The sequence below is a fragment of the Pyxidicoccus fallax genome (genome assembly GCF_012933655.1).
GTDB lineage: Bacteria > Myxococcota > Myxococcia > Myxococcales > Myxococcaceae > Myxococcus > Myxococcus fallax.
This window is the reverse complement of the sequence record NZ_JABBJJ010000057.1, coordinates 14,546-31,417: the sequence shown is the minus strand read 5'-3', so window position 1 is coordinate 31,417 and position 16,872 is coordinate 14,546. Positions and strand designations below refer to the sequence as shown.

18 protein-coding genes are annotated in these 16,872 nt (G+C 70.2%); 10 read left to right on the top strand and 8 right to left on the bottom strand.

Annotated elements, in window-relative coordinates; all coding sequences use genetic code 11:
* Positions 1–108 precede the first annotated feature (108 nt).
* From HG543_RS15055 to HG543_RS15045, 3 genes are all read left to right on the top strand, one after another.
* Positions 109–432 carry a hypothetical protein gene (locus HG543_RS15055; protein ID WP_169345449.1) on the top strand — a complete coding sequence of 108 codons (324 nt, stop codon included), beginning with the start codon at positions 109–111 and terminating at the stop codon, positions 430–432.
* A gap of 168 nt (positions 433–600) precedes the next feature.
* Positions 601–1,392, top strand: a complete 792-nt coding sequence (locus tag HG543_RS15050; RefSeq protein WP_211193937.1) for a P63C domain-containing protein — start codon at positions 601–603, stop codon at positions 1,390–1,392.
* Between the two features lie 182 nt (positions 1,393–1,574).
* A complete protein-coding gene (locus HG543_RS15045) occupies positions 1,575–1,955 on the top strand; it encodes a hypothetical protein (RefSeq protein WP_169345448.1) in 381 nt (126 codons plus the stop codon).
* A gap of 153 nt (positions 1,956–2,108) precedes the next feature.
* On the opposite strand, the gene HG543_RS15040 is transcribed toward HG543_RS15045, so the two are convergent.
* Positions 2,109–2,345, bottom strand: a complete 237-nt coding sequence (locus tag HG543_RS15040; RefSeq protein ID WP_169345447.1) for a hypothetical protein — start codon at positions 2,343–2,345, stop codon at positions 2,109–2,111.
* 178 nt (positions 2,346–2,523) lie between these two features.
* Positions 2,524–2,652, bottom strand: a complete 129-nt coding sequence (locus HG543_RS56315; RefSeq protein WP_281404405.1) for a hypothetical protein — start codon at positions 2,650–2,652, stop codon at positions 2,524–2,526.
* A gap of 437 nt (positions 2,653–3,089) precedes the next feature.
* On the opposite strand from HG543_RS56315, the gene HG543_RS15035 reads away from it, so the two are divergent.
* Positions 3,090–3,404 (top strand): hypothetical protein, encoded by a 315-nt coding sequence (locus HG543_RS15035; RefSeq protein ID WP_169345446.1) that lies wholly within the window; start codon positions 3,090–3,092, stop codon positions 3,402–3,404.
* Positions 3,405–3,487: 83 nt separating this feature from the next.
* On the opposite strand, the gene HG543_RS15030 is transcribed toward HG543_RS15035, so the two are convergent.
* The 4 genes from HG543_RS15030 to HG543_RS15010 all read right to left on the bottom strand — a co-directional run bounded on the left by HG543_RS15030 (position 3,488) and on the right by HG543_RS15010 (position 7,697).
* Positions 3,488–4,072: an imm11 family protein gene (locus HG543_RS15030; RefSeq protein ID WP_169345445.1), complete on the bottom strand. Its 585-nt coding sequence runs from the start codon at positions 4,070–4,072 to the stop codon at positions 3,488–3,490.
* A gap of 3 nt (positions 4,073–4,075) precedes the next feature.
* The gene (locus HG543_RS55315) at positions 4,076–5,194 is read right to left on the bottom strand and encodes a PAAR-like domain-containing protein (protein ID WP_246357027.1); all 1,119 of its coding nucleotides are present in this window, start codon (positions 5,192–5,194) and stop codon (positions 4,076–4,078) included.
* A gap of 574 nt (positions 5,195–5,768) precedes the next feature.
* A complete protein-coding gene (locus HG543_RS15015; protein WP_169345444.1) occupies positions 5,769–6,737 on the bottom strand; it encodes a ribokinase in 969 nt (322 codons plus the stop codon).
* Positions 6,738–6,974: 237 nt separating this feature from the next.
* A complete protein-coding gene (locus tag HG543_RS15010) occupies positions 6,975–7,697 on the bottom strand; it encodes a GC-type dockerin domain-anchored protein (RefSeq protein ID WP_169345443.1) in 723 nt (240 codons plus the stop codon).
* Between the two features lie 378 nt (positions 7,698–8,075).
* Here HG543_RS15010 and HG543_RS15005 point away from each other — a divergent pair, with 378 nt between their 5' ends.
* From HG543_RS15005 to HG543_RS14980, 6 genes are all read left to right on the top strand, one after another.
* Positions 8,076–8,777 carry a TetR/AcrR family transcriptional regulator gene (locus tag HG543_RS15005; RefSeq protein WP_169345442.1) on the top strand — a complete coding sequence of 234 codons (702 nt, stop codon included), beginning with the start codon at positions 8,076–8,078 and terminating at the stop codon, positions 8,775–8,777.
* Positions 8,774–9,571 (top strand): CoA transferase subunit A, encoded by a 798-nt coding sequence (locus HG543_RS15000; protein WP_169345441.1) that lies wholly within the window; start codon positions 8,774–8,776, stop codon positions 9,569–9,571. Before HG543_RS15005 ends, HG543_RS15000 begins: the two co-directional genes overlap by 4 nt.
* Positions 9,568–10,308 carry a CoA-transferase subunit beta gene (locus tag HG543_RS14995; protein WP_169345440.1) on the top strand — a complete coding sequence of 247 codons (741 nt, stop codon included), beginning with the start codon at positions 9,568–9,570 and terminating at the stop codon, positions 10,306–10,308. Before HG543_RS15000 ends, HG543_RS14995 begins: the two co-directional genes overlap by 4 nt.
* A gap of 43 nt (positions 10,309–10,351) precedes the next feature.
* Complete coding sequence (locus HG543_RS14990) at positions 10,352–11,389, top strand: alcohol dehydrogenase catalytic domain-containing protein (protein WP_169345439.1); 1,038 nt, start codon at positions 10,352–10,354, stop codon at positions 11,387–11,389.
* A 50-nt stretch (positions 11,390–11,439) separates the two neighbouring features.
* Positions 11,440–12,699: a hydroxymethylglutaryl-CoA synthase family protein gene (locus HG543_RS14985; RefSeq protein ID WP_169345438.1), complete on the top strand. Its 1,260-nt coding sequence runs from the start codon at positions 11,440–11,442 to the stop codon at positions 12,697–12,699.
* Positions 12,700–12,922: 223 nt separating this feature from the next.
* A complete protein-coding gene (locus HG543_RS14980) occupies positions 12,923–14,041 on the top strand; it encodes a hypothetical protein (protein ID WP_169345437.1) in 1,119 nt (372 codons plus the stop codon).
* A gap of 4 nt (positions 14,042–14,045) precedes the next feature.
* On the opposite strand, the gene HG543_RS14975 is transcribed toward HG543_RS14980, so the two are convergent.
* Together HG543_RS14975 and HG543_RS14970 are read right to left on the bottom strand one after the other, a co-directional pair.
* A complete protein-coding gene (locus HG543_RS14975; protein ID WP_169345436.1) occupies positions 14,046–14,354 on the bottom strand; it encodes a hypothetical protein in 309 nt (102 codons plus the stop codon).
* A gap of 81 nt (positions 14,355–14,435) precedes the next feature.
* Positions 14,436–16,772, bottom strand: a complete 2,337-nt coding sequence (locus HG543_RS14970; protein WP_343073359.1) for a PQQ-dependent sugar dehydrogenase — start codon at positions 16,770–16,772, stop codon at positions 14,436–14,438.
* Between the last annotated feature and the right edge of the window lie 100 nt (positions 16,773–16,872).

Here is a 16,872-nt window from a genome sequence, read left to right as displayed (position 1 = left end):
GGTTCGGTGTTGTTTGAGGAAGCAGTAAAGCGGCGACCTTGTCCCTTGCACATGCTGGCGATGTTGTTGAGCGGGTGTCAAGGCAAGCTGGAGGCAGTGGGTGGGTCTATGAAGCCCCTGCCAGGGTCGAGCTGGCCAAGCTGCTGGTGGCGCTTTGAGGCCACGCGCGAGCAACTCGCCCAGCCCTTCGGCGAGGGCCAGCCTCCGGCGCCGCCCCGCGAGGTGGCCGCCTGGCGCGAGGCGCACGCCGCGGCCACGCGCTGCATGGTGCCGCCCTCGATTGGCGGGCTGGGGCTCACCGCGTGGGAGGACGTGGGCGGGCTGACGCGGCTGGAGGTGGTGGGCCTGCTGACGCTCGCCATTCAGCGGCGGGCTCACACGCCGGAGGTGGGCGCTGGGCCGCTCTTCCCGGGATTACAGGGCCGGAGCTGATCAGCACCTGACACGGGCCTGCCCGCAGGTCGCAGACGCCGTGCCGTAAATCGACGAGCCATTCCCCCGCAGATACAGCTCAGACGTTCAGCGATTCCAGGAGCCGCTGTCACATGCACGTCCACGGGTGTTCCTGGCACCCTGAAGCTCCACGTCCCTGGAGGACACATGTCGAAGTGCAAGCCGAGCAGCATCACCATCGGGAAGGTCGTCATCACACAGGACGCGCACGGCAGGTACAGCCTCAACGACCTGCACCGCGCGGCCGGCGGTGAGAAGCGCCATCAGCCCTCCAATTTCCTGCGCAACGACATGGCGTCCGGGCTCGTCGCCGAACTGCGAAACTCCTCGGATGTGAGGAGTTCGCCCGTGGAGCAGCACGAGGGCCGCAACGGCGGGACGTATGTCTGCCGTGAGCTCGTCTATGCGTACGCCATGTGGGTGTCTCCGGCCTTCAACCTCAAGGTCATCCGAGCCTTCGACGCCATGACGACAGGGGCCACCGTCGCCGCTGTCCGTGAGGCGGTGGCAGAACGCTTCCTCAGCTCCGGACTCTCCCCATGGGTGAAGCGCTTCCCAGACCCCTTCTACGCGGGAATCTTCCGACTGAAGGCGTGGCCCTGGGATGGACCCGCGACGCCGCGTCCGGGCGTCATCGCCCACTACACCAACGACATCGTCTACGAGCGACTCGCCCCGGGGCTGCTCCGTCACCTGCAGGCCCGGAACCCCATCGACGCCAACGGCAACCGCCTGGCACGCCACCACCAGCACCTCTCGACGGACGTTGGGCACCCCGCGCTCGCGGAGCACCTGCGCGACGTCATCCGGCTGATGCAGAAGTGCACGACGTGGGAGCAGTTCATGCACCTGCTGGACTTCCTGCACCCGCGCCAGGGCAACAACCTCATGCTGCCTATCATCGACGACCTGCTACCGCCTCCGCAGTTCACGCGGTAGCTGTGTCGGCGATACACGTGGACTGCCGTCTATCGCGGTGTGGCGGCTCTTTCCGGGAGAGACTCGGTGGACGCTCCTGGTCTCTTCGTCGTGCAGGGCTGGCTGCCGGTCAAGAAGTTGACGCGTGAAGGGCGGCGCGCTTCCGTTTCGGAGGACCATGCGCGGTACAGCAGGGGTTCTCGATGCAGGACGACATGGAGCGCTGGCAGACCCAGTTCAACCAATGGCTGGCGAGCGTCGCTCGGAGCCGAAAGATGCGCGGAGCGGTAAGAGAGCGCATCGCCGGAATCGAGCATGATATCGGAACCGAGTTAGATAAAGCGCAGGACTACAGGCGACGGTTGCCGTTTTGGAAGGGTGACATTGGGGAGACCGAGCGCCTACAGAAGGAGCTGGCGCGCGCTGCGTCTCGCATCGAGGACCTTGTGAAGGAGCACGCCGTTCTGGAGGGTATCCTCGACCGGCGATCCGCGCGACTCTGGCGCTGGGGCCAAATCCTTGGAGCGACCCTGTTTGGAGCCATCGCGACACAGGCTGTGCGCAGGTGGTTCGGCGGGAACTAGCGCTTGCCGGCGTCTCCGGCCGCACCCTGACCGGTGGACCGAATATCGTGACTCAGGACCGCAAGTGGTCACCGCCCCCCCCCCGCCCGGCCGGCGTCGCCAGCACGGGCCGTGGTTCCGGACTCCATTCAGGCGGTCTAACGCGCCAAGCGGCTACGCGCGAGCCTGCAGAGGAATCTGGGCCAGAAGGCGGTACAGTTGCTTCTCGCGCGCCTCCGCCTCCTGCGCCGCGGCCTGCGCGTGCGAGCCCAGCGCCGCCGCCAGAGAGAGGTACCCGCGCCCATAGAGCGTCGAGCTGCTCTGCCGGAGCCAGCGCGCCCGCCGCCGCAGTAGGAAGATGACGTTGACCTCGCGCGAGAGAATGGGCTGGATGTGGAAGTGCTGATTCATACGACAGTGTCCTTTCACCAGGGCGCCCCGTCCTCGTGCGAGGGCCGGGAGACGGCGGCCGAATTGGCCTTCTAAAAATTCCTATTGCAGGGCCGTGGCGGTACGGGCCGGCACCCTGGACACACAGCGGCCACCCCGGGCATGACTCCAGGGCGGGCCGTGTTGATGCAGGAGCCGCTCAGCGCGCCGCGGAGGCGGGCGTCGGCAGGGTGCAGCGCTCCGTGAAGCGGGCGGTGAGCCCGTCCTCGGCGTACTCGGAGGCTACCGTCAGCGCCCCCAGCACCACCGAGGTGAGTCCCAGGGCCAACTGCCGCCCCTGTCCTCGCCCACCAGGTTGGTGAGGAGGGTCACCCCGCCGCTGACCGCGCCCAGAGCCCAGGACACGGTGCCCACAACGTCCCAGGTGAGGCGCGAGGAATCCCAGGCAGCGCACTGGGTGCCGGAGGCCGGGGCCGAAGATCCAGCGCGGCTATCGCGCCGAACCGCGCAGAGGCGTCGGGCTCGCGGGTGTGCAGAGCGACCGCGATGGCCCACCAGGACGCCAACCCCGAGCACGAGGTGCAGGGCTTCACGGTGCCACCCGTCTGAGAGGCGCGCACTGCACCCCGGCTACCGCCGTCGTGAGGGGGTCACCAGCACTCCACGAAAGCGAAGAACCCAGCAGGCGCAGGCCGAAGCCCTTGATTCGACACGAGGGCGCAGGTCGCACGACGAATGCTCTACCTGCCACGCATGGAGGTCACCATGCGCACTCTTCTCGTCTCCGTCACTCTTCTCGTGGGCCTTGCGGGCTGCGGCCACTCGCGCAGCCTGGTGAACGAGGACGCGGCGTCCGTGAAGCCGGCAGCGCCACAGGAGATGCCGGCACCCGAGGCGGTGGCGCAGGTGGACATGGGCGGCTGCATCCCCGGGCAGGACGCCCTCTGCATCCAGGACCAGATGGGACAGCACCAGCGTGAGGCCATCGAGCAAGCCTTCGCGCAGGCCGGTGCTCTGGTGCCAGACAGCCTGACCGAGGACACCGCGCCCAGCACCGGCATGCTGGCGCTGAAGCACTGACCGCCTCCGCCTGGGCCACGGAGCCCACGGTGAGCGCCCTCGTCCAGGGACCGCTCTTCGAGCTGGGGCGGGGGCGTCGCCCGTCACCGGAAGCCGGCCGAGTCGTTCCACTCCGACACGGGAATAAAGCGCAGCCCCTCCGGCGGCGGCGTCAACGCGAGCACCCGCTCAACCAGGGAACGGTGGAAGACATAGGTGGAGGTCGACTCGGCGACCACGAAAAGCAGCCTCCGCTCCAGCGGGATTTCCTGGAGCACGCGCTCGTCCAGCACCAGCTTGTCAAGGCTCAGCGCTACCTCGTGGCCAGGAAAGAACTCATAGATGGACCTCTGCCGGTCGAGGCACTGAAACTCGTTGAAGACGTGCAGCACCCAATATCTCCGCACGGCACCCGGCTTCACCGTCACATCAGCCGGAACGAACTGAACGCCATAGAGTCCGAGCGGTTTCAACGCCTCCACGATTCGAGCTGAGAACACCGGTTGCGGCAGGCCGTGGTGGTCCACCATCACTGGGGCACGCGGCACTGGAGCGCCCAGTCGCAACTGTAGCGGGCCCGAAATGACGAGAGGTTCCGGTCTCCCCAAGCCCACCACCTCCTCATCCATCGCCAGAAGCGGATGGTCGTTGTTCGGCGCTGACTCGATGACGAAATACTCGGTTTGCATCGCTCACTCTCCAACGCGAAGGGGACGATTCACGAAGCGGAGACCTCGACTGTGGCGTCTCTCTCTTGGGCATGCCAGGGTGCTGGGCTTCTCCCGGATGCTCGTGAGCCCCGAGCATCCTCTCCCGCCCGGACCGTAGTCGAGTCCGTCCCGCGTGAGGGTCCAGGTGAAACTCGCGACCCTTTTCAGAACCTTCGCGCTGACAGCATCCAGCATCCGAACGAACTCAGCGGGGTCCGAACAGAACGCGCCGCGCTGCAGGAGGTCCTCGACTTTCTTCAGCTCACGCCCCACCGCCTTGGGGTAGGGCAGATGGACGTCGAACGCGTAGCCCTCAGCGTGGTTCCCTCGGTGGACCGCAACGTGAAGCTCACACGCGCGAGACATCGTCATTGGCAGAAAGACTCCGTTCTGCCTGCGGTCCGGGTGGTAGCCAAAACGCACGCAGTACAGCGCCCACCTCCTGCTCTCCAGAGCTTCCAGGCAGATGAGGTGGTGCGCAGCGAGCGAGAACAACCCCGCGTACCAGGGGTGCGCCGACAGCGGCCGGCCCTCCAGCATGTTCCGCCCGAGCGCGGCGGAGCTGCCGAGGTTCCCGCCGCGCCCCATCTTGTCGAAGCCGTGCTTCTCCTTGCCGCAATACGGGCACCGTGCCACAGGCCGGGCCACCTCGCGCTCTTCTACCCTCCCCGCTACCGGGCGCGCACCCTGCGACTGCATGATGGGGAACGGCCCGGTGTTGTAGTCGTTCAGCGTGAACAGGTCGGCGTTCCGCACGACGGGCTTACCCTCAATCTTCACGTCGAAGGAGAAGCTGAGGGGGTGGGCGGCGCCCTTCGTTTTGCCGGAGGCGACGCCACCCCCTGCCGTCCCGGCTTCGTTGCCAGTGGACGTGCCAAGGCGCGACGTGGAGAGACACACTGGAGCGCCGTTGATGGTGACGCTCTTGGAGCCGCCCTTCAGTGAGTCGCCCTTGGCAATGTTGGGGTACGGCACCGGCATGGGCCCGCTCGGCCCCGGCGTCAGGCACACGTCCGGAAACCCCACCACCTGGCCCTTGCTCTTCTGCGTTACGGGACTCAGCCCGTTGACGAGCGTGTTGTTCTCTTCCTCGTCCGGCATGGCATCCCCCAGCGGGTGCCGAGCCTGACGGTTCGCGCGGCGCGCGCGAATCACCCTGGGGAGGTAGTGCTTGACGCCTGCCGAACGCTGCGGGGCACGGACGCCCCTTCTTCAGCGTGGAGGTGCCCACGTGCGGAGAGCCTGTCCCCCAGCACAGACGCCGGAGCAACTGCGCCGCAGGCGTGTCCGCGCGGACTGCGACCGCGCGCTGCGCCAACTCCGCAGCGAGCCCGCGGAGCTGCCTCAGGCCCCGCGCCCTCTCGCCCCCGGAGAGCGCTGCTGGTGTGGCGGGCCGCTGATACTTGTCGGCGGCCGGCGCATCTGTGAGCTGGGCACACACGACGATTGAGACTGTCGTGGTGGCGGCGGGCTCTCTGGCGCGGCCATGAGCAGGCGCTTCAACATGGAGAGTCCCAGACAGGGTCGAACCGGATACGCCAACCTGGAAATTGATGTCCATCAAGTCGCTTGGCGCGCTGAGACGCGCCTCCGGCGATGGCCATCAACCAGCGGCTCACCCGACCATCAACAAAGGTGCGCGGCAACACTTTGGGTCGTCACGGCCCGCCCTTGCTCAAGGATGATGCGGCGACTCGGGCCACTCACCCGAGGGCCCGAGCCGCGCGAGCCGTGACTCCACCTGGTCGCGCGTGGGCAGCCCTCCGAGCGCGCCCAGCCGCAGCGTGGCCAGCGCTGACGCCTCGTGGGCGAAGCGCGCCGCCTCGGTCAGGGACTCCCCCTCCGCGATGGCCACGGCGAGCGCCGCGGAGAAGGCATCCCCCGCGCCCGTGGTGTCCGCGCGCTCCAGCGCCAGGTCCGGCAGCCACAGCTCGCCCTCGGACCAGAGCACGAGGCTGCCATCCGGCGACGCCACCACCGCGCCCCCTACCCCACGCCGCAGCAGGTTCTCCGCGGCCCGCCGGGCGGAGTCCCTGTCCCGGACCTCCACGCCCGTGAGGGCCTCGGCCTCCTTGGCGTTGGGGCGGATGACGTGGATGGCCTCCAGCAGGTCCTCCGGCAGGTCCATCGCCGGAGCCGGATCCAACACCACGCGTGTGCCGGCCGCGCGGGCGATGTGGACCGCCGCGCTCACGACGTCCAGCGGCACCTCCAGCTGCGCGAGCAGCACGCGCGCGGCGGTGATGCGCTCCTCCGCCCGCATCACATCCGCCACCTTCATGCAGTGGTTGGCGCCCGGCGAGGCGAGGCTCTGCGTCCGTCCCGCCTCGTCCACCATCTCCAGCACCACGCCGGTCATCTCTCCCGCGTCCCGCCCCACCGACCGGATGTCCACGCCCTCGCCTTCGAGCTGCTCCAGCAGCGCGAGTCCCCGCGCATCCATGCCCACGCGGCCGATGAGCGCCACGCGAGCCCCGAGCCGCGCCGCGCCCACCGCGCCGTTGGCGCCCTTCCCTCCCAGGCTCTCCAGGAAGAGGTGGCCCTCCACACGGTCTCCGGGGCCGGGCAGGCGGGGGCCCTGCACGAGGAAGTCCGTGCTGATTCCGCCGACCACGACGATGTCGGCCTGCTCCTCCGCTGCCATCGCTCGCCTCCTCCACCGGCCCGCTCCGCGCTCCCTCACGCGGAACGTGCGACACAGCCTCAACGTGCGCATGGCACCGGCACGAGCCCACGGAGGACATCCCCGCAGCTCCTGCTCCGGTCGGAGGTGAAGGGGCTTCCTCCCTGGCCCGCCGCTCCCCTCGCATGGGGGCGGCGGACAGGGCAGCAGTCGTTCAGCGCCAGGCCCCAAGATGGGCCCGCGCCCGACCTTCAGCAATCAGCAGCCGGAACCGAACGCCAGCAGGAACATCGTGCGGTCGGCCGTATCCACCGTGCGGTTGCCGTCGATGTCCGCCTCCAGGCTGCGCGCGTTCCACGCGTTGAGGAACGCGTCCCGGTCCAGCGCGTTCACACTGCCGTTCGTGTCGTAGTCGGCCGCGCAGAACGCCTGGAAGTCCAGGTTCCACGACGCGAAGGCAGAGGCGGAGTACACGTCCTTCGCCTCGACCAGCGCCGACACGTCGCCCTGCAGCGTGTACGGCCCCGCGGGCGCCCAGCCACGGCGCTGCACCGAGTCCGCGTCCGTGTTGCCGATGTCGATGGAGAGGAGGGGCACGCCGCTCTCCAGATTGGCGATGTACAGCAGCGACGCGGAGCCCCCACGGCTGCCGCCGGAGGTGGACTGCGCGTCCGAGTACGCCTGCCCGTCACCCGACACCACGTAGCGCACGCGCCGGGCGAGCTGGAACGTCAGGTAGAAGTCCGCGTTGCCAGTCGCGTAGCCCCGTGCGCCCGGGGCCTCGGCCACGCCCTCGGCGAAGGCCGTCACCGACGCCTGGATGCGCGAGCCGGTGATGCTCGACGTCTCCGTCCCGGAGCCATTGGCGTCCACGCGGCTCGGAGAGCCCGCGTACCGGGTGTTGGCCCGCAGGTTGATGGCGTGGTCGAAGTCCTCGAAGCCGTACGTGCGGCGGGTGTCCGCGTTGACGACGTTCGTCACGGCGTCCACCGCCGAGATGTCCGCGGACGTCGAGCGGGTGCCCTCCAGCGGCGTGATGAATTGCGCAGATGCGGCACCGGCTACGAATAGGGGGAAAGCTCCGGCCCAAAGGGGGAGGCGACGCATGGTGTGTCTCCGGGGAGTGCGACGGGGTGAGCCGCGTACCCTAGGACGCTCGCCTGACATTTCGATGACGGACGGAGCCCTCGCCCTCCGGCCCGCTCAGCAGCCGTAACTCCCTGAATCTCCAGCAAACGGCGCACCCCTCGTCACAGGTGCCCGCACATCCAGGATTGACTCTCCGCGTCGATTGCTGTTACCTACCAGTCGGTAGGTGGCGAGAAACTTCAAAATTACAGCCTGACGGAAGGAACAGCCATGACGCACAGCGGGCGGAGACCGGAAGAAGGCGAGCGTTACCGGGCCATCCTGGAGACGGCGGCGCGGCTCATCTGCGAGCGCGGCTACGAGGGCACCTCGATGCAGGAGATTGCCGCCGCGTGCCGGATGACGAAGGCGGGGCTCTACCACCACATCCAGAACAAGGAGCAGCTGCTCTTCGCCATCATGAACTACGGGATGGACCTGTTCGAGGAGCAGGTCCTCTCGAAGGTGCAGGACATCGCGGACCCGGTGGAGCGTCTGCGCGCGTGCATGCGCCACAACATCCTGCTGGTGACGCGCGGCTGGTCCAAGGAGGTCATCATCATCCTCCACGAGCACGCCACGCTCACCGGCGAGACGCGCGCCTTCATCGACGCCCGGAAGAAGAAGTACGTGGACTTCCTCGAGGAGGCCTTCGCCCAGGCCGCGCAGCAGGGCCGCATCCGCCCGGTGGACCCCACCATTGGCGCGTTCTCGTTCCTGGGCATGGTCCTGTGGATCTACAAGTGGTTCAAGCCGGACGGGCGCCTCACGGATGACCAGCTCGCCGACGGCATGGTGGACCTGCTCTTCCCGCAGGTCGCCGCCGCGGCCGTGGAGGGACAGCCGGGCACGTCCTCGCTGCGCGTCGTCCCCCGCCCCACCGGCACCACCTCCGGCACGGGCTCGTCCGACTCCGGTACGGAGTCGCCATGAAGACGGCGCGCTGGTGCTCGCTGGAGGAGGCGGTGGCCTCCATCCCCGACGGCGCGTCGCTGGCCACAGGGGGCTTCATGCTCGGCCGCGCGCCCATGGCGCTGGTGATGGAGCTCATCGCCCAGGGCAAGCGCAAGCTGGGCCTCATCTCGCTGCCCAACCCGCTGCCCGCGGAGTTCCTCGTCGCGGGCGGATGCCTGGAGCGCGTGGAATTGGCGTTCGCCGCGCTGAGCCTGGAGGGCCGCGTGCGCCCCATGCCCTGCCTCAAGCGGGCCATGGAGCAGGGCACCCTCTCCTGGCGTGAGCATGACGGCTACCGCGTGGTGCAGCGGCTGCGCGCCGCGTCCATGGGGCTGCCCTTCATCCCCGCCCCGGACGCGGACGTGTCCGAGCTGTCCGAGGCGGAGCCGCCGCGCGTCGTCATGGACCCCTTCACCGGCCAGCCCGTCACGGTGGAGCCGGCGTACTACCCGGACGTGGCGCTCATCCACGCGCGCGCCGCGGACGAGCGCGGCAACCTCTACATGGAGGACCCGACGACGGACCTGCTCGTGGCCGGCGCGGCGCGGCGGGTGATTGCCACCGTGGAGGAGCGCGTGGCGCGGCTGCCCCGGGCCACCATCCCCGGCTTCCAGGTGGACCGCATCGTCCTCGCGCCCCAGGGCGCGCTGCCCACCGGCTGCGTGGGCCTGTACCCGCACGACGACGCCATGCTGTCGCGCTACCTGTCGCTGGCCGAGGCCGGGCGCGAGGCGGAGTTCCTCCAGCCGCTGATGGCGCGGAGGGCCGCATGAGCGCCACCGTCGACGTGACTCCGGCGGAGACCGTGGTCTCCCTCCTCGCGCGGCAGATTGACGACGGGGCCGTGGTGGCCACGGGCGTCGCCTCGCCGCTGGCCATCCTCGCCATCGCCGTGGCGCGCGCCACGCACGCGCCGGGCCTGACGTACCTGGCCTGCGTGGGCTCGTTGGACCCGGACCTCCCCACCCTGCATCCCTCCTCCGAGGACCTGGCGTACCTGGAGGGCCGCACGGCGGAAATCACCATCCCCGACCTCTTCGACCATGCGCGGCGCGGCCGGGTGGACACCGTCTTCTTCGGCGCGGCCGAGGTGGACGGCGCCGGCTGCACCAACATGACGGCCAGCGGCAGCCTGGAGCGCCCGAGGACGAAGTTCCCCGGCGTGGCGGGCGCGGCCACGCTGCGCCAGTGGGTGAAGCGGCCGGTGCTGCTGGTGCCCCGTCAGTCGCGCCGCAACCTCGTGCCCGCCGTGCAGGTGGCCACCACGAGGGACCCTCGCCGGGCGGTGACGCTCATCTCCGACCTCGGCGTGTTCGAGCTGGGCTCGGCGGGCGCACGCCTCGTGGCGCGCCACCCGTGGGCCACCGAGGACGCCATCGCCGAGCGCACCGGCTTCGACTTCAAGGTGCCCGAGTCGCTCCCCGTCACCCCGCTTCCGGACGCCCGCACGGTGGCGGCCATCCGGGCCATCGACTCCAGGGGCCAGCGCGACGCGCTCGTCGGTCACTGACACGCCGTTACGAAAACATCAGGGTTTCACGGAGGCACGGAAGATGAAGGCCGTCGTTCTGCGCAGCTTTGGTGAGGCAGGCAATCTGAAGATGGAGACCGTCCCCGTGCCCCGTCCGGGCAAGGGCGAGGTGCTGCTGAAGGTGCACGCGTGCGGCGTCTGCTACCACGACGTCATCAACCGCCGCGGCAACCTGCCCCGCACCAGCGTGCCGGCCATCCTCGGCCACGAGGCCGCCGGCGAGGTGGTGGACGTGGGCCCCGAGACTCCGGGCTGGAAGGTGGGCGACCGCGCGGCCACCCTGCAGCGCCTGTCCTGCTGCGAGTGCGCCCTGTGCAAGAGCGGGCGCAACAGCCTGTGCAAGACGGACAACCGCTTCTTCGGCGAGGAGCTGCCCGGCGGCTACGCGCAGTTCATGGTGGCGCCGGTGAAGGGCCTGGGCCGCGTGCCCGCGTCGCTGCCCTGGGAGGAGGCCGCCACCGTGTGCTGCACCACCGGCACGGCGGTGCACACGCTGCGCACCCGCGGCCGCATCCGCGCGGGCGAGACGGTGCTGATTACCGGTGCCAGCGGCGGCGTGGGGCTGTCCTCGGTGCAGCTGGCGAAGCTGGACGGCGCGCGCGTCATCGCGGTGACGTCCGGCGAGGCGAAGGTGCAGCCGCTGAAGGACGCGGGCGCCGACGAGGTCATCGTCTCGCGCGGGCTGGACTTCGCCGCGGACGTGCGCAAGCGCACGAAGGGCGCGGGCGTGGACGTGGCGATTGAAATCGTCGGCAGCGCCACCTTCGACCAGACGCTGAAGTCCATGGCGCCCGGCGGCCGCGTCGTCGTGGTGGGCAACCTGGAGTCGGGCATCGTCCAGATCAACCCGGGCCTCGTCATCGTGAAGGAGCTGGAGATTCTCGGCGCGTACGCCACCACGCAGCAGGAGCTGGACGAGGCGCTGCGGCTGACGGCCACCGGCGGCGTGCGGCAGTTCGTCACCGACAAGGTGCCGCTCGCGGAGGCCGCCCGGGCCCACTTCCGGCTGGAGAACCGCGAGGTCGCCGGCCGGCTGGTGCTGGTGCCGCCCGAGGCCTGAAGCGCGGCGAGAGCCTTCCCCCCATTCGAGAGACGGAATCGAGGAGTGCCATGAAGAAGCGCGTGGGAATCGAAGCATTGGCGGTGGCGGTGCCTTCCCGGTACGTGGACATCGAGGACCTGGCGCGGGCGCGTGGGGTGGACCCGGCGAAGTTCACCTCGGGCCTGGGCGCGAAGGAGATGGCCGTCACCGACCCGGGCGAGGACACGGTGTCGCTGGCGGCCACGGCCGCCGCGCGGCTCTTGCGCCAGCAGGACGTGGACCCCGCGCGCATCGGCATGCTGGTGGTGGGCACGGAGACGGGCATCGACCACTCGAAGCCCGTCGCGTCGCACGTGCAGGGCCTGTTGAAGCTGCCGCGCACCATGCGCACGTATGACACGCAGCACGCGTGCTACGGCGGCACCGCGGGGCTGATGGCGGCGGTGGAGTGGATTGCCTCCGGCGCCGGCGCGGGCAAGGTGGCGGTGGTGGTGTGCTCGGACATCGCCCGCTACGGGCTGAACACCGCGGGCGAGCCCACGCAGGGCGGCGGCGCGGTGGCGCTGCTCGTCTCCGAGCAGCCGGACCTCCTGGCCATCGACGTGGGCCTCAACGGCACGTGCACCATGGACGTGTACGACTTCTGGCGGCCGGTGGGCCGGCGCGAGGCGCTGGTGGACGGGCACTACTCCATCAACTGCTACCTGGAGGCGCTGTCCGGCGCGTACCGCGGCTGGCGCGAGAAGGCACTCGCGGCCGGGGTGGTGCGCTGGTCGGGGACGCTGCCCGGCGAGCAGCTCGCGCGCATCGCCTACCACGTGCCCTTCTGCAAGATGGCCCGCAAGGCGCACACGCAGCTGCGGCTGTGTGATTTGGAGGACGCGGTGGGCCCGGCCCCCAGCGCTCCGGAGGCGCGCGAGGAGGTGGCGAAGTCCCCGGCGAGCTACGACGCGCAGGTGTCCACGTCGCTGGGGCTGAACGCGCGCATCGGCAACGTGTACACCGCGTCGCTCTACCTGGCGCTGGCGGGCCTGCTCCAGCGCGAGGGTACGCAGCTCGCGGGGCAGCGCATCGGCCTGCTGTCGTACGGCAGCGGCTGCATGGCCGAGTTCTACTCGGGCGTCGTCGGCGAGAAGGCCGCGGAGCGCATGGCCCGCGCGGACCTGGAGTCCGTGCTCGCCCGCCGCGAGCGCGTCTCCATCGAGGAGTACGAGCGCCTGATGAAGCTGCCCGCGGATGCCCCCGAGCCGGTCGCTCCCGCCCCAGGTGCGTTCCGACTCACGGAGATTCGCGACCACAAGCGCCTGTACGTGGAAGGCGCGCACTGAGCGCGAGGTGCGCTCCGCTGGGCCGTCATGCGCCAGACGCCTGCACGGCCCGGGCGTCGCACTCGCGGTAGCCGTACCCCCGGTCCGTGGTCTCACGGACCGGGCCGATTCATGGACTCTCTCCCCCTCTTGAGCCGCACGCGCGATCCACCCCGCGGTGGACGCGACAAGAGGCGAGTACACCCTCACGCATGCTTTCCAGCATGCCAGGAGAGAGCAAGCCATGTTCCGCGGTCATCGCAACCCCACCCTCGTCGCACTGCTCGTCCTCGGAGGCGCAGCCGCGGGCGTCGACAACGTCGCGCTGGCACAGCACCGCACCGGCCTGGACCTCGCCACCGAGAACGTGTCCGCGACGTGCGAGGGCACCACGCTGCGCCTGACGGCGACCACGCAGAACCTGGGCGCCACCGGCATCTCCGCCTCGCGCACGGGCATCTACGCGGGTGACCCGGCGGAGGGCGGTGTCCTGCTGGGCAGCGTGGAGGTGCCCTGGCTCTATGGCCGCGAGCCCTACCCCTTCGAGCGCACCTTCACCGTGCCGGAGGGCACCCGCGACATCTTCGTCATCGCCGACGACGACCGGTTCTTCCCGGAGGATGACGAGCTCAACAACGTCGGCTCCTTCACCTTCGCCGTCCCCTGCTCCACCAACCAGGAGCCCGTCGCCGTGTGTGAGGACGTCACCGTCGTCGCGGACGCGGCGTGTCAGGCGCCGGCCTCCATCGACGCGGGCTCCAGGGACCCGGATGGGCAGCCCGGCCCCTTCACCGCCGTGCAGAGCCCCCAGGGGCCCTTCACCGTGGGCAGCACGCCCGTGCACCTCACCGTGTCGGACGGCGCGTCCTCCAGCACCTGCTCCGCCACCGTCACGGTGGTGGACGCCACGGCCCCCACCCCGGGCGCGAGCCGTGGGCGGGTGCTGGCCCCCTCGGCCATCTCCGGCCACGTCGTCATCCCCCTGAGCGAGTGCGCCCTGCCGGCGACGGACAACTGCGGTGGCACGCTGGACCTGGGCGAGGCCGGCACGATTCTCCGCGTCACCTCCGACGAGCCGAATGACGCCCTGTCGCTGCTGCGGGTGGTGACCTGCGAGGACATCGAGCTGAGCGCGGACAGGAAGTCCGCCCGCGTGCGCGCCGAGGCCGCGCTGCTGGGCAACGGCCGCGTCTACACCTTCACCTATTCGGTGAGCGACGCGTCGGGCAACGCGTCCATCGGCACGTGCCGCGTCAGCGTCCCCGCGCTGCTGGGCAACCCCGCGGTGGACTCCGGCCCCGCGTACTGCCGGGGGACGGACTGCCCCGCGAGCACCGGCCCCGGCCTGCTCTGCGCGCTCTGAGCACTCAAGGGGCCTGAAGGGAGTCGCGGCGCTCGGGCCGCGAGGCGCGTGCCTCGTCCGCCACCGGCTCCAGGGAGTGGACGAGGAGGACGCGCAGGAAGGTGTCGAGGGCAAACGCGACGCGGATGCCCTCCACCGTGCTGGCGAAGCCCTCCTCCGTGCGCTCCAGGCGCTCCAGCACGGGCGTCAGCGGCGCCGCGCTCCCCATCAGCAGCGACAGGTTCTCCAGATGGGTCTCGAGGTGCACGCGCACCTCGCCCGGAAGTCTTTGGAGCTGGCGCTCCGCCCGCCGGGAGAAGAAGAGTCGGTGCATGGGGTGCACGCTAGGCACGATCCGGCGGGTTGGCCGGACCGGTACGGCGTGCGTCCGCTGGGCAGGCAGGCAGGCGTCCCCTCACCGGAACCACCGGAGGCGCGCCATGGCCCCTCCCCCGTTCTCGTAATACTCCATGACGACGCGGTGCGTGCCGGAGCCCAGGTAGCGCCAGGCGAGGTACGTGGTGGGCGACTGGTCCCTCCACGCGTCGATGATGCGGGTTCCGTTCACGTACACCCGCACGCCGTCATCCGCCTCGGCCGTGAAGAAGTAGCCGCCCGAGCGCAGGGAGAAGCGCCCCGTCCACCTCACGGAGAACCCATCCACGCCCACCCACGGCGGCGCGGGGCTGCCAGCGCCCCAGTCGTGGGAGAGCGGCGCGGACTCGCAGCGCACGAGCGCGGGGGGGCCCACCAGGTCCCGGTTGTTGAAGTACTCCGCCCGGTACGTGCCGAGCGGGCAGTCGCTGGGGACAGCGGGAGCGAAGAAGGCCGTGTACGTGGCGTCGGTGGTCCCCGCGACGATGCTCCGCGAGGCCGGCCCACCGTCCGCCCAGCCCTGGAAGACGGCCTCCCCTTGAGGGGACGGCGCATGGAGGGTGTGCGTGGAGCCGACGATGACCGGGCGCACGAAGGGGGCGGTCGCCGCCTGCCCGTCGAACACCAGCCGCAGCCCGGGAGGCGAGGTCTCCAGCCGCACCTGCACCGTCAACGGGTGCACCGTCACCGTGCTCGAACCGCTCAGGCCCGCCGAGTCCGTCGCGGTGAGCGTGAGCTCGAAGAAGACCTGGTCGCCATGGTCCGCGACGGTGAAGCTCCCGCTCGGGCCCGTGCTCGTGGCGTACGGGTGGGTGTGGCAGTCCACGCCGGCGCAGTGGTGGAGCGTGATGGTCCACGACAGCCGCGCGTCCGGAATGGGGCCGTCCTCCGCGTCGGTCGCCGAGCCGGCATACGTCACCACGTCCCCCACCCGGAACCGGTACGACGGCGACGGCGCGGTGAGGGTGACGACGGGCGCGCTGTTGCCCACGGAGATGCGCACCATCGCCGAGTGGACCCCTCCCCGTCCGTCACTCACGCTCAGGCGGGCCATGTAGACGCCGGCCGTCGAGTAGGTGTGCTCCGGGTGGGCGAGGTCCGAGGGAGCGCTGCCGTCACCGAAGTCCCACGTGTACTGGAGCGGGTCTCCATCCGGGTCGTTGGAGCCCGCGCTGGAGAACCGCACGTGCAGCGGCACGTCGCCCTGGCTCGGGGTGGCGGACGCCATGGCCGTGGGCGGCGTGTTGCCCGCCGTGTAGCGGATGCGGCGCACCTCTCCGGCGAGGATGTCCACGAGGTAGAGGTTGGTGTCGGGCCCGACGTCCAGCGCCACCACGCCGCCCACGTCCGTCGCGAACGTCGTCACGCTGCCGGGGATGAGGTTGTCCTGCGCGTCCACGCGCAGGGCGCCAATCCACTGCTCGCCGTAGTCCGCGAAGAAGTACGCCCCGCGCCACGCCTCCGGGTAGGCCGCGCCGGTGTAGAAGGCGCCGCCCGTGGCCGTCCGGCCGGCGGAATGGTTCCACGCATGCAGCGGCGGCTTCACGCCCGAGGGGCCCTGGCCGTAGAGCAGCTGGCACAGCGGCTTGGGCTCGTAGCCGGGCTGGCGGAAGTAGCCCTCGTAGCAGGGCCATCCGAAGTTGGCGCCCGCGCTCGCGACGCCGAGTTCCTCGTACGTGTTCCAGCCCACGTCCCCCAGGTAGGGGATGTCCGAGCCCGGCCTGAGATTGAAGCGATAGGGATTGCGCAGCCCATACGCCCAGACCTTCGAGCGGTTGGCGCCGGCATCCCCGGTCCAGAACGGATTCGACGACACGCCCCTTCCCAGCGGGGTGATGCGCAGCACCTTGCCCGCCAGCGAGTCCAGGTCCTGCGCGCGCAGGGCGTCGTCGTCCACCCCGTCGTAGCGGGCCCCGTCCCCGAGCGACACGAAGAGTGTGCCGTCCCCCGCGAAGCGCACGCTGCCCACCGAGTGCGAGGCACTGTCCGAGGGGATGCAGTCCGTGCCGGGAGGGAAGTGATTGCAGGAGCTGCCCACCACGGTGCCGAGCAGCACGTATTCGCTCGCGGGCGACGCGGTGTCCCCCGCCGCCGTGTACCGGGACAGCCGCGCCGTCTTGGGTCCGGTGTCGTCCGTGGCGTCGTCGTCATATGTGTAGAGCAGGTAGACGAAGCCATTCGAGGCGTAGCCGGGGTCCACCGTCAGCCCGAGCAGGCCCCGGTCGTGGTGGCTGTTCACCCGCTCCCGGAGGTCGATGAAGGGGGTGGACTGGAGCACGCCGTGCTTGAAGAGCCGCACCACCCCGGCCTTCTCCGCGATGAGGAGGCTGCCGTCGGGGAGCGCCGCGAACGCCGTCGGGTACGCGAGGCCCGACACCACGACCTCCTGCGTGAAGCCCGCCGGGAGCGCGCTGGCGCTCGGGAGACGGGCGCCCGCGCTCAGGCTCCAGAAAAGGCAGACGAATAGACAAACAGCG

Excerpts from the sequence above, each read along its gene's own strand:
- HG543_RS15050 (WP_211193937.1), top strand. The coding sequence starts at position 601 with ATGTCGAAGTGCAAGCCGAGCAGCATCACCATCGGGAAGGTCGTCATC.
- HG543_RS15005 (WP_169345442.1), top strand. The coding sequence starts at position 8,076 with ATGACGCACAGCGGGCGGAGACCGGAAGAAGGCGAGCGTTACCGGGCC.
- HG543_RS15045 (WP_169345448.1), top strand. The coding sequence starts at position 1,575 with ATGCAGGACGACATGGAGCGCTGGCAGACCCAGTTCAACCAATGGCTG.
- HG543_RS15015 (WP_169345444.1), bottom strand. The coding sequence starts at position 6,737 with ATGGCAGCGGAGGAGCAGGCCGACATCGTCGTGGTCGGCGGAATCAGC.
- HG543_RS15055 (WP_169345449.1), top strand. The coding sequence starts at position 109 with ATGAAGCCCCTGCCAGGGTCGAGCTGGCCAAGCTGCTGGTGGCGCTTT.
- HG543_RS15035 (WP_169345446.1), top strand. The coding sequence starts at position 3,090 with ATGCGCACTCTTCTCGTCTCCGTCACTCTTCTCGTGGGCCTTGCGGGC.
- HG543_RS55315 (WP_246357027.1), bottom strand. The coding sequence starts at position 5,194 with ATGCCGGACGAGGAAGAGAACAACACGCTCGTCAACGGGCTGAGTCCC.
- HG543_RS15040 (WP_169345447.1), bottom strand. The coding sequence starts at position 2,345 with ATGAATCAGCACTTCCACATCCAGCCCATTCTCTCGCGCGAGGTCAAC.
- HG543_RS14990 (WP_169345439.1), top strand. The coding sequence starts at position 10,352 with ATGAAGGCCGTCGTTCTGCGCAGCTTTGGTGAGGCAGGCAATCTGAAG.
- HG543_RS14985 (WP_169345438.1), top strand. The coding sequence starts at position 11,440 with ATGAAGAAGCGCGTGGGAATCGAAGCATTGGCGGTGGCGGTGCCTTCC.
- HG543_RS14995 (WP_169345440.1), top strand. The coding sequence starts at position 9,568 with ATGAGCGCCACCGTCGACGTGACTCCGGCGGAGACCGTGGTCTCCCTC.
- HG543_RS14980 (WP_169345437.1), top strand. The coding sequence starts at position 12,923 with ATGTTCCGCGGTCATCGCAACCCCACCCTCGTCGCACTGCTCGTCCTC.
- HG543_RS15030 (WP_169345445.1), bottom strand. The coding sequence starts at position 4,072 with ATGCAAACCGAGTATTTCGTCATCGAGTCAGCGCCGAACAACGACCAT.
- HG543_RS15000 (WP_169345441.1), top strand. The coding sequence starts at position 8,774 with ATGAAGACGGCGCGCTGGTGCTCGCTGGAGGAGGCGGTGGCCTCCATC.
- HG543_RS14975 (WP_169345436.1), bottom strand. The coding sequence starts at position 14,354 with ATGCACCGACTCTTCTTCTCCCGGCGGGCGGAGCGCCAGCTCCAAAGA.